Genomic DNA, 10,731 nt, shown 5'->3' on the forward strand with positions numbered 1-10,731 from the left:
CCCATCATCGCGGTCTATGGGGTCAACGATATGGCACCGTGGGGACACATGTATGTCAATCCTGGTCTAACAGAGCCTTACATTTTCGCGCCTGCTCGCGCGCCCACTGGCCCGATAGATAGCTGGGGTGTAAATCGCAGGCCAAGGCGGCGGGCGCCAAGTCAAAGAGATCTTCCAAGCGCGTGCGCGCGGCGTTCCAGGCATCGAAGGTCCCGCCGTTTTCAACATCGCCGATATGCTGCGACACAAAACAGGTTGCCTCGCCGTTCGTCCCTTCACGCGTGAGCGCAATCGTGGCCTTTTGTTGTGGCCCGCAGGCGAGCACGCAGGACGGAGCGCGGTCGAGCGCCGGCAACGGCAGCGGTTGGGGTGCATATCCGCGAGCGCGGCGTACGGGCATAACGGCGCCGTCAACCACGCGCACTACAGAGTCGTCGTAGCGCGAGAGAATCGCGCGATCGTTGCCGAGCAACGCGTCGGCGATGCCGGCGGCAACGAGGTGTTCCCAGGCAAGGTCGTCGTCGGTCTCGATGGGTTCTTCGCTCAGGTTTCCGCTGGTCATGACGAGCGCGTGCATACCGCAGGCTTCTGCCGCGGCAAGCAACAGATGTTGAAGCGGCGTATAGGGGAGCATGACGCCGAGCTCAGGAAGGTCGTGCGCGACAGATGGCGCGAGAGCGAGGATGTCGGGGGAACTGCCGTTGCCCTCGCCAACAGTGCGCCGGCGCAGCAGCACAATGGGGCGGATGCTGCTGGCGAGCAGATCGCGTTCAGCATCGTCGATATGACACAGGCGCTCGGTATCAGCAAGACTGCGCACCATGACGGCAAGCGGCTTATTGCTGCGACGCTTGCGACGGCGCAGCTCGGCCACCGCCTGCTCGTTGGCAGCGTCACAGGATAGATGGAATCCGCCCAGGCCCTTGATGGCGACGATGCCACCGCTGGCCAGCAGCTCAACGCAGCGCTCGATGATAGCGTCGCTGGCCTCGCGTGTGGTGCCGACGGCCGGTGTCGCGGACGAATTCCCGCACGCATCGCCGTTCACAGCCTCGCGCCACGTAATATGCGGCCCGCAATCAAAGCAGGCATCGGGCTGCGCGTGAAAACGCCGGTCGAGTGGGTCGGCATACTCCGCGGCGCACTTGGGGCACATGGGAAAACAATCCATCGACGTGGCCGCTCGGTCATAAGGCAACGATCGGATGATGGTAAAGCGTGGCCCGCAGTTAGTGCAGTTGATAAAGGGGTAGTGATAGCGTCGGTCGGCGGGATCGAACAATTCGCGCAAGCAATCGTTGCAGGTGGCGATATCGGGCGAGACGAGCGTCGTGTGCGCGGTCTGGTCCTGCGATGCTACGATGCGAAAGCCCTGTTCGTTGGTGGCATCCCAACCGTTGGCTGCCAAGTCCACAACCTCGACATGCTCTACGCGGGCTGCCGCAGGCGCATGCTCAGAAAGCGCGGCAACAAAAGCATCGAGCGCATCGGCCGGAGCGTGCGCCTCGATATGCACGCCGTCGCCCGCATTGAGCACCCATCCGCAAATGCCATGCGCCATGGCCTCGCGATACACAAACGGTCGCATGCCAACGCCCTGCACAATGCCCGTCACATGAATATGCACATGCCGCATGCGACCCTCCCTCATCAAAACGTACCAAAAAGGGACAGGTTTATTTTGGTAGGTAAAACTTCTAAACCTGCCAAAATAAACCTGTCCTTTTTTGGCAGGTGCGCTGCGGGAAATCCCGCTATAGCCCCAGGCTCTGCTTGGTGGCGGCGCACGTGAGCTCGCCGTGCTTAACGCCGCGCAGGCCCAGCAGGCGGTCGGCTAGTTCGTAGACGCGCTCGCCGCGACCCTTGAGCGCCAGAATCTCCAAGCAGTTGTGGTGATCCAGATGCACGTGCATGGTCGATACGATCTCGTTGGTGTAGTCGTGCTGCACCTCGTCCAGACGGCGCGTCAGATCGCCGGTATGGTGGTCATAGATCATGGTGAGCGACCCGATAACCTGCTCATCGGGCGTGCGCATCTGCTCCTTGGCGATCGAGGCGCGAATCAGGTCGCGCACGGCCTCGGAGCGGTTGGCCACGTCGCCGCGGCGCGCGATCTGCTCGTCAAAACGGCGCAACAGGTCGTCGGGCGCGGTAACCGAAAAACGGACCAGCTCGGAGCCGGAACCACTACAGTGGCAGCCCGCGTCACCGTCCGCCCCGTGCGGATGCTCGTGCTCGTACCCGCAGCTGTGCTCGTGTTCGGCCACCTTACACCAGCTTCACGGAGCCGACGGAGTTGTGGTCGGCCTCGATGGCTTCCTCGTAGCCCTCGAGTGCGTCGTGGGCCTCGTGCAGCGCGGCCATGGCGGCCTCGAGCTTGGCGCCGATGCGCTCCATGTCAAAATTCTCGGTCGCATGCAGCAGCTGATGGCTCCACTCGTGAGCAAGCTCGATGGTGTCGTCGACCTGCTTGACGCTCATGGCAAGCTGGCTCATATTCATTCCGACGTCATGCATGGAAAGTCTCCTTTTGTACGAGTCTATTCAGTGGTTCAGATTCTACTACGGAGGGCTCCTGCGCCCGCTGCTGTATGCCAGTTGTCCTACGGAGCCAGTGAAGCAAGCGGCGCGACTACGACACCGTCTTCCCGTCGGTAGGCAGTTGCGGTTCCAGTGAGAACGAGCAAGAAGGACGCTTCGCCTTGGTGTGCCGCATCGATTTTAGATGCGAGTTTCTTGAGATTGGCGGCAGCGGCGTCTATAGGTTTTGAGCCAAGCTTGACCTCAACCAGAGCGTACCTGCCGTCATCTAGCACGAGTACGGCATCGGCTTCAAGGTCGGTCTTGTCCCGATAGTGATAAACCTTGCCGCCAAGCAGGTCCATATAGGTGCGCAGGTCACGGATGCACATCGATTCAAACAGAAGCCCAAATGTTTCAAAATCCTCCAGGAGCTTTTGAGGCGTTGCCCCCAGGGCTGCGACCGCAAGCGATGGATCGCAGAAATGGCGCGTCGGACTCGTCCGTACGGCGGTTTTTGAGCGGAGCCGCGGGGCCCATGCCTCGAGATCTTCGAAAACGCAGGAGCGGGTCAAGGCGTCGACATATTCAGAAACGGTATTTCTTGAGGGAGGTTCTCCTTGCATGTCAGCGGCGATTGTGGCGAGCGATGCCTCTGTCGAGATGTTGCGAGCGTAGCTTCGAATAATCTGGGCCATCCAAGTCTTATTTCTCCGCAGTCCATCAATCTCGTCGATATCGGAATCAAGCAGTTCCGAGATGTAATCAGGGGCCATGGATAGCGCAATCCCATGGTTTGGCTCGGTAACCGCTTCAGGCCAACCTCCTCGGCAAAGTGAGTAGACGATACGTTCGATATCGAAGTCGACCATATCGGCAACATCGGTGTTTCCATCAAACAGACTTGCCAGCGAAACTGATCCTGTTGACTCGCGTGATTCAAAAAGTGACATCGGGCGCATGTTTATACGTGCTATGCGGCCGACTCCTGAGTGTGCCGGCATTTCGCTTGCCCGAGGCGTTGCGGAGCCGGTGAGGATAAACCTGCCTCGCCCTTTGCCACGGTCGATCGCGAACCTTACGGCGTCCCAAAGCTGCGGGGCCATTTGCCATTCATCGATGAGGCGTGGCTCATCTCCTTTGAGCAGGAGAGAGGGCTTCGAATCGGCAAGCTGGATGTAACTCGGACCGTTATCGGGGTCTTGCATGTAGATGCTGCTTGCGGCTGCCTGTTCAGCCGTTGCGGTCTTGCCGCACCATTTTGGCCCTTTGATTTGGACAGCCCCAGAAGATTTTAGTTTTCTGGCGAGCACTTTGTCCGCGACTCGTGGTAAATAACCGTGTTGAATTGAACCCATGTCACCCTCCTTGCTATCAGGGTATTATACCGTTGATTTGTGCAAGTTGGACGATTTAGATTGTGCAAGTTGGACGATTTAGATTGTGCAAGTTGGACATTATGTCTAGTAAACATTCATGATGCCAGAAGAGAAGCCCTAGAGTCTCCAGGCCTTTGTCGTATAACGCATGATGTCAAGAATGTCGGCCTTGATGTTTGGTGGCAGGGCTTTGAAGAGCGATAGATATTCGTCTTCCTGAGCAGTATAAAACGCAGGGCTTCCGTCTGGATCTTTGGTATAGCCAAGGATATCGTTGGGCGTGCATCCAAAGAGATCGCACAATGCAACAATGCGGTCCTCTCCTAGTTTTGCTCGACCTGTTTCCCATGCACTATATGTCGCCTTGCTAACGCCAAGACTGTCCGCAATTTGAAGCTGAGTAAGCCCTGACTTTTTGCGGATTCTGGCGAGTGCGGTATGTTTATTGGTCACATCCATGTCGCTCCCGTCTGATATCAAGAGCAACTTTGCATTTCGGTGCCGGTCAAATGTCTAACTGGATTGTCCTTAGGTGCAATAATTGACATAAAGTCTAATTTGAATAAACTCAAAACCAATATAAATAGACATCGAGGAATGGTGGCTATGGGGAGAGTTGTTGGAATCGATCTTGGGACGACCTATTCGGCTGTCGCTGTGTTGGGAGACGATGGACTTCCCGAAATACTGAAGAATGCGGACGGAGAACCGACTACACCTTCGGTTGTTTTATTCCAATCATTTGACGGAAAAGACGAGCCGCTTGTTGGAACGATGGCCAAGCATTCGGCGGCAGGTGATCCCGATAATGTTGTCCAGTTCGTTAAACGGCAGATGGGAAATCCGGATTGGAGATTCGACTCCGACTCGGGCGTTTCCTACTCTGCAGAAGAGGTTTCCTCCCTTATTATCAAAAAATTATTGCAAGATGCCGAGCAGGCACTTGGAGAAGAAGTATGCGGAGCCGTGATTACGGTTCCCGCATATTTTGATGATGCAAGAAGAACTGCGACAAAGCAGGCAGGTGTAATTGCGGGCACCAAAGTGCTTCGCGTGTTGAATGAACCGACGGCCGCAGCCCTTTCCTTTGGTCTCGATACCGAGAAGAACGGCGTCACGCTTGTCTATGATCTGGGCGGCGGAACGTTCGACGTGACGCTTCTTAAGATAGAGGACGGTTGCTTTACGGTTATCGGAACCGATGGCGATAGGAACTTGGGCGGATTCGATTTCGATAACGCTCTAATGTCGTTCGTGGCAGAAGAGCTTTCGAAACAGGGCGCTGGTAATGTTCTCGAGGATTATCTGATAAGTGCCGAGCTTCGAGAGAAATGCGAAATGGTTAAGCGCACTCTTTCGAACGTGGCAAAAGCCAACCTTCACATTTCGAAAGACGGAAAGCCTTATCGTGTGGCTATTTCTCGCGAGGATTTCGAGCGGGCGAGTAGGTCACTCCTGAATCGAACGCAGGAGCTGGTCGAGGACGTGCTCGAGGACACCGGTTATTCATGGGGCCAGATCGATCATGTGGTCCTCGTTGGTGGCTCAACGCGTATGCCAATGGTACACAAGTTAATCGAAGATATTTCGGGGATGAAACCCGAGCTTGGGGTAAATCCCGATGAGGCTGTCGCCATGGGGGCTGCCGTTCAGGCCGCAATAGAAATGGAATCGAGCATTGACGTGGCGGGATCGGCGGAAAATAGTTTGCCGGATATGCCCCTCTTTACGGCTCCGAGCGTAGTCATTGCCGATGTTACCTCGCAACCTTTGGGGGTTGTGATGCTCGGGAAAGACGGCAAAGACTACAACAATGTCGTGATTCCGAGGAATTCACCCGTGCCGGGGAGTTATTCACAGGACGCAGCAACGGTGAGCGAGAACCAGTCGTACGTCGATGTTCAGGTGACACAAGGCGATGACCCAGACTTGAACTATGTGGTCATTATCGGTTCAAAGGAAATACCGCTTCCGCCCGGGTTGCCCAAGGGATCTCCCGTCCGCGTGGTTTACGAATACGACAAAGAACAGACGGTGCATATCCGTCTATATGACGGGGAGAGCGGACGATTGTACGGTGAGTTCGAAATCGACCGCGTGGCGAATATGGACGAGCGGCAACTTGATGCCGCCGTTAACAAGATGAAGAACATCGAAATTGGATAGGGGACACTGATGGAAGAATTTGTTGACTACTATGAAATTCTCGAACTGGAAAAGAATGCGCCGATTGAGGAGATTGAAGAGGCGATTAAGAAAACACGAAAGCGCTTCAGGCGCCTCGAAGGATCTCCGGATGCTATGCAAAGAGCAAACGCCGAAAGGATGATGCAGCTCTTAAATGAAGCAGATTCGTTGTTTCACAACAGTTCAAAACGCTTGGAATACGATGCCACATATGATAGCGGGAAGAGTGACAGCAAGAGGGACCTGGAAAAAGACGCCCGTGCTGCAACCGCCGAGAAAGACTGGACATCAGAAGCGAAAGATTATTTCAAAAACGGTCAGAGTGCCAACGCTTGTTTTGCCGCTAGGGAGGCAACAAGGAATTGCTCAACCGATGCGGAAGCATGGCTTGTGTGGGCTCTGGCAGCATATTCGATGGACAAGTATGACGAATCCATTTTTGCTGCATCTGAGTTGCTGAAGCTTGGCTCGAATCAGGCGACCGCTCATAGGCTGTTGGGCGACTCGTACATAATGATTGATAAATACGCAGACGCCGAGGCTGAGTTTCTGAAGGCCCAGCAGATTGATAAGAGCGACTATACGATTATGGCGCGCTTGGTTGATGCGCGTTATCTTCAGGGGAAATTTGACCAGGCCCTCACTATGGCGCGCAATCTTCATGAGGCACATCCGGATTATGGACCCGTCCTAAGCTCGTTATGCCGGTGTCTAGAGACGGATGTCGAGAACAAAATGAGCTCAAAGGATAATGCTGGCTATTTCACCAATATGAAACAAATCCAGCATGCTGAACTTGTCGTTAGTGAAATGCGCGCGTTGGGAAATATCGACAAGGCTGATGAGGAATGGATTGAGAAAATGGAGGGCCTTATCGACTGGGCGCGTAAAAGGCACTACATTGCACCGGCCCGATGGTTTTGGATTCTCTGCGGCTTGACCTTCTTATTTATGATAAGCGGGTCAAGTGGCGCTCTCTTGACGCTCGTTCTGTTCTTTGGGCTGCTCCTGTATGCATTCTTCTTTGTTGTACCGACCGGATGGATGATCAATGCCCGCAAATTAGGAGAGCCTGCAAAGAGGACGGGGCTCCAATAATGGACGTGCGCTGGGACCAAGCACTCGACAGCTTGGAGATGGATCGCCAAGCAATTATTGACTGTGCAGAACGGCTCAGAGCGTCTCTCGCTTCTCTCAAATCAGATTCAAGAAAAATCAAAGACCTGGCCACTGGCGAAGCTTATGCAGGATTATTCAGTGAGCTGCTGCTTGCTGTTGATAGAGTTAAGAATGAGCCGCTGTCAGAGGACTTGAGGTCTTCGATTGCGGATGAGATTATCGAGGTTTGTAGCCATTACGGGCTTGAGTCTGTTCTGTGCGACGAGACAGTTAACCTACATGAGCATGAAATCGTTGGATTGATTAAGACAGACGACGCCTTCAAAGATGGAAAGGTGGCTCGCGTAGAGCGAGACGGTTACAGGATTGGTGGAAGACTTCTCCGTCCAGCGCGAGTGGTTGTCTTTCGGCACGAAGAGGGCTGATGGCCAATATGTCGCTGGAAGAGACCTATGCCGAAATGAGGCAAGCGCTCAGCGAGGTCAAGGAATGCCAGGCTCATCTGCTGGGAGCTTGTGAATCCCAATCTGCCTCCGTTGACACGTGGTTGCAGATGACGCTGAAGGAGAGACAGGAGGCAAAAACACGAGCGCTCAATAAACTCAGCATCCGGGAGAAGCGCCGCAACGCCCTTTTGAAAAAGCGAGTGCAGGATACCGTTGACGAGTTGCTGGCGATCGAGGAAGGCTCGGCCCTCAATGCCGCCGAGTATATCCAGATTGGATCGATGTCGAAAACTTCAAAACGCGACGATTTGTTTACGGTGCCCTTTATCGTTCCGTTGCTTGGTCATGGCAATATCGTGATGTCGGTTTCAGACGAGGGCTGCATTTCAGACGGGGTAGTACGCGAGGTAGAGGCCAAGACGCTTTTATCGACTTCAGCGTCGCAAGTTGAAATCATTAGTTTTGACCCGGCACTCAAAAACATCGAGGCTCCTTTTTCGACGATTGGCTGGAACGGGCAAGGCGAGGCAGCGGTCAGGTATTTGCATTCGAGAGGCGAGCTCGATGCCTTGCTTAACGAGCTGACCGACCGTGTGACGCAAATCAACAACGAGTTGCTGTCAGACGATGAGAGCCTAGCGGTATATCACCAACGGGTCGGAATGCCGGTCGAGAAGTACCAGCTCGTTGTGATCCACGATATGCCGATGGGAATGGCTGCCGAGCAATACGACCGTATCTGCTCGCTGATGAAGGCGGCCCCAAAGGCAGGCACTTCTTTCCTAATGATACAACCCAAGATGGACGACTTGCCCAAATGGTATTGCGAGAAGAAACGTTCCTATCCTGTTTCGGAGCGTCTCGAACTATTCTCGGGCAGTCATGCCCGATGGCTGGGTCACGATGGCTACGATGTTGAGCTCTATGAGCTTGACACGATTGAATCGGCGCAAGCCGCCGAGCGGATGGCCCGATCAGCGGCAGAGCTGCGGTTGCCCGAAGTAAAGATCGAGTCGGTGCTTCCCTCGGAGTATTGGATGGAGACGAGCGAGGACGGAGTCACGTTCTCGCTGGGTCTGCGTGGAACCCAGACGGTTGATGTCACGATTGGCTCGAATGAGACTCAAAGACATAATGCACTGATAACCGGCGCGGTCGGACAGGGTAAATCGAATCTGTTGAAAGATATCATCTACGGTTTGTGCGCCAGGTATTCTCCCGACGAGTTGGAACTCTATCTGTTTGATTTCAAAGAGGGCGTTACCCTGTTTCCCATGGCTCCCACGCCGGATTCCCCCGAGTATCTACCGCAGGTAAAGGCATTTGGGCTTGAGGCCGATGAAGACTTTGCCATGGATGTGCTGAATTCCATAGCCGCCGAGGCCAAACGGAGGGCCGCTGCGATCAAGCCTTACGGAGATAATCTGCTCAAGTATCGGCGCAATAGCGGGAATAAGATGCCGCGTATCGTTGTGGTCATTGATGAGTTCCAGCTATTTCTAGAAGGCGCGAGAGGCAAGGAAGCCTGTGAACTTTTGGAACGCATCGTTCGCCTCTATCGTGCATACGGTATTCACGTGATATTGGCGTCACAAAGTATCGGCGGGATAACCAATCTTGCCATTTCCCAAGGCAAGTTCTTCGCACAGTTTCCTATCCGTATCGGACTGAAAAACTCGCCGGCGGAGTCGCGGGCGACTTTCGGACCCTTTAACGAGGCGGCTGCTAGTCTAAGGTTCAGGGGACAGGCGATTCTGAACGAAGATTACGGAAATCCGAGCGCAAATGTGACGGTGCTTACGCCGTTTGCTGAGGATGCCACGTTGGACAGTCTCAGGAACAAGTTCTATGCAATGCCAAAAGGGCACCTTGATGAACCGGTGGTTTTCGACGGAAGCACTCTGCCGGAGTTGACTGAGGCCCTCCTTGAGCAGAACGACATAGATTCAGGTAACGTGCCGAGCGCCTTGCTTGGCCGGGGTGTTTCTGCTGGGTTGGCACCGATATATTTCCCGTTTGAAAGAGCTGCGGGAAGCAATATCGCTCTTGTGGGCAGGGGAACGCTGCCAGGGCTCGGTGATCTTCCGAATTCTGTCGATCTTGCGGCGTGCGTTATGGAAACGCTTGTTTTATCGCTTGCGCGCTATGAGCGAGGCGCTGAGTTTGCTGTAGTGGAGGATGGCGCGCGCCATGTTTCTAATTCGACTCTGGAGATATGCGCTCGTGCGGGGGTTTCTCCGGAGGTCGTACCTTCGGACGAAGCGGCTGCATGGATTACCAATTGTCTTCAGAGAAATGATGTCGGGGAAGAATGTGGGCGGGAGCGGTTTGTGCTGGTGCCGAATGCGGACTCACTAGGATCTTTCGACTTTGGTGCTCAGCAGAAGATTCAAAAGGTATTCCGCGAGGCTCCTATGCACGGAATCCACTTTGTCTGCCATTGGCAAAACCCCGTAGCGCTTTCAGCGCAGTTGGGTTCATCGGGACTGTCGTCTTTTGACGGCGTGGCGTGTCTGTTTGGCTCGAATGTCGCAGCGAAGCAGTTGGATGGCCCGCTGTGCCAGTGGAACGGGCAAGAGAACCGGGTCCTTTACAAGGAGGCTTCTTCGGGACGTCCCTCAATGAAGCTCATGCCCTTTGTCGCAACGCGATTATGGAGGAGGGGCGACGATGAGCAGGGATGATTTGTACGAAAGGTATCTGTCCGAAGCAGAACGATTTCTGAAATCGGAGGCGTCGACCGCCCAGCTTGTTAAGCAGGAGTGCGATCGTTGTGATCGGGAGTCGATTTCTGCGAGGAACATGGCGGGCAAAAAGAAAGCGGAGATAGATCGCCTGGCGCATCAAGCACAGGAGGCTTTTTCGCAATTGTCTAAACGACTTGCGGGGAGTCACGCGAAGGACGTCGGCGCTGCGCTTCCGAACATGGTAAGACCGATTGCGTCTAATGAAGACGCTGCCGAGCTTGCCTCTTCGTTATCAGGGCTTATCAAGAAAATCGATGGCTCTGTTAGACCAGGATTGACATACATGTGTCCCCACGGTGCCATATCGTTGACCCCATAGACCGCGATGATGGG

At 54.5% G+C, this 10,731-nt stretch carries 10 protein-coding genes; 5 read left to right on the forward strand and 5 right to left on the reverse strand.

Annotation, left to right across the window (positions count from 1 at the left end; all coding sequences use genetic code 11):
* Positions 1-55: 55 nt before the first annotated feature.
* From hypF to I2D57_RS09375, 5 genes are all read right to left on the reverse strand, one after another.
* Entirely contained in the window at positions 56-1,636 is a 1,581-nt protein-coding gene (hypF, locus tag I2D57_RS09355) for a carbamoyltransferase HypF (protein WP_229055751.1), read from the reverse strand.
* 118 nt (positions 1,637-1,754) lie between these two features.
* Positions 1,755-2,267, reverse strand: coding sequence for a nickel-responsive transcriptional regulator NikR (gene nikR, locus I2D57_RS09360; protein ID WP_324249225.1), 513 nt, complete (start codon positions 2,265-2,267; stop codon positions 1,755-1,757).
* 1 nt (position 2,268) lies between these two features.
* Positions 2,269-2,517: a hypothetical protein gene (locus I2D57_RS09365; protein WP_006235225.1), complete on the reverse strand. Its 249-nt coding sequence runs from the start codon at positions 2,515-2,517 to the stop codon at positions 2,269-2,271.
* A gap of 86 nt (positions 2,518-2,603) precedes the next feature.
* On the reverse strand, positions 2,604-3,878 hold the full coding sequence (locus tag I2D57_RS09370) for an ATP-binding protein (protein ID WP_195362286.1): 1,275 nt from the start codon (positions 3,876-3,878) through the stop codon (positions 2,604-2,606).
* Positions 3,879-4,016: 138 nt separating this feature from the next.
* The gene (locus tag I2D57_RS09375) at positions 4,017-4,358 is read right to left on the reverse strand and encodes a helix-turn-helix transcriptional regulator (RefSeq protein WP_195362287.1); all 342 of its coding nucleotides are present in this window, start codon (positions 4,356-4,358) and stop codon (positions 4,017-4,019) included.
* A gap of 147 nt (positions 4,359-4,505) precedes the next feature.
* Between I2D57_RS09375 and I2D57_RS09380 the strand changes: the two genes are divergently transcribed.
* The 5 genes from I2D57_RS09380 to I2D57_RS09400 are packed head-to-tail and all read left to right on the forward strand — an operon-like array spanning position 4,506 to position 10,717.
* Positions 4,506-6,065, forward strand: coding sequence for an Hsp70 family protein (locus I2D57_RS09380; protein WP_195362288.1), 1,560 nt, complete (start codon positions 4,506-4,508; stop codon positions 6,063-6,065).
* 9 nt (positions 6,066-6,074) lie between these two features.
* Positions 6,075-7,184, forward strand: a complete 1,110-nt coding sequence (locus I2D57_RS09385) for a J domain-containing protein (RefSeq protein WP_195362289.1) — start codon at positions 6,075-6,077, stop codon at positions 7,182-7,184.
* A complete protein-coding gene (locus I2D57_RS09390) occupies positions 7,184-7,630 on the forward strand; it encodes a nucleotide exchange factor GrpE (protein WP_195362290.1) in 447 nt (148 codons plus the stop codon). The genes I2D57_RS09385 and I2D57_RS09390 overlap by 1 nt, the downstream gene beginning before the upstream one ends.
* A complete protein-coding gene (locus I2D57_RS09395) occupies positions 7,630-10,335 on the forward strand; it encodes an FtsK/SpoIIIE domain-containing protein (RefSeq protein WP_195362291.1) in 2,706 nt (901 codons plus the stop codon). Before I2D57_RS09390 ends, I2D57_RS09395 begins: the two co-directional genes overlap by 1 nt.
* Entirely contained in the window at positions 10,322-10,717 is a 396-nt protein-coding gene (locus tag I2D57_RS09400; protein WP_195362292.1) for a hypothetical protein, read from the forward strand. Before I2D57_RS09395 ends, I2D57_RS09400 begins: the two co-directional genes overlap by 14 nt.
* Positions 10,718-10,731 lie beyond the last annotated feature (14 nt).

This window comes from Collinsella aerofaciens (genome assembly GCF_015553355.1).
In the GTDB taxonomy this organism is placed as follows: Bacteria; Actinomycetota; Coriobacteriia; order Coriobacteriales; family Coriobacteriaceae; genus Collinsella; species Collinsella aerofaciens_V.

What these genes read in the sequence shown, in the direction of transcription:
- hypF (WP_229055751.1), bottom strand. Translation starts at nt 1,636, where the DNA reads ATGCGGCATGTGCATATTCATGTGACGGGCATTGTGCAGGGCGTTGGC.
- I2D57_RS09365 (WP_006235225.1), bottom strand. Translation starts at nt 2,517, where the DNA reads ATGCATGACGTCGGAATGAATATGAGCCAGCTTGCCATGAGCGTCAAG.
- I2D57_RS09370 (WP_195362286.1), bottom strand. Translation starts at nt 3,878, where the DNA reads ATGGGTTCAATTCAACACGGTTATTTACCACGAGTCGCGGACAAAGTG.
- I2D57_RS09375 (WP_195362287.1), bottom strand. Translation starts at nt 4,358, where the DNA reads ATGGATGTGACCAATAAACATACCGCACTCGCCAGAATCCGCAAAAAG.
- I2D57_RS09380 (WP_195362288.1), top strand. Translation starts at nt 4,506, where the DNA reads ATGGGGAGAGTTGTTGGAATCGATCTTGGGACGACCTATTCGGCTGTC.
- I2D57_RS09385 (WP_195362289.1), top strand. Translation starts at nt 6,075, where the DNA reads ATGGAAGAATTTGTTGACTACTATGAAATTCTCGAACTGGAAAAGAAT.
- I2D57_RS09390 (WP_195362290.1), top strand. Translation starts at nt 7,184, where the DNA reads ATGGACGTGCGCTGGGACCAAGCACTCGACAGCTTGGAGATGGATCGC.
- I2D57_RS09395 (WP_195362291.1), top strand. Translation starts at nt 7,630, where the DNA reads ATGGCCAATATGTCGCTGGAAGAGACCTATGCCGAAATGAGGCAAGCG.
- I2D57_RS09400 (WP_195362292.1), top strand. Translation starts at nt 10,322, where the DNA reads ATGAGCAGGGATGATTTGTACGAAAGGTATCTGTCCGAAGCAGAACGA.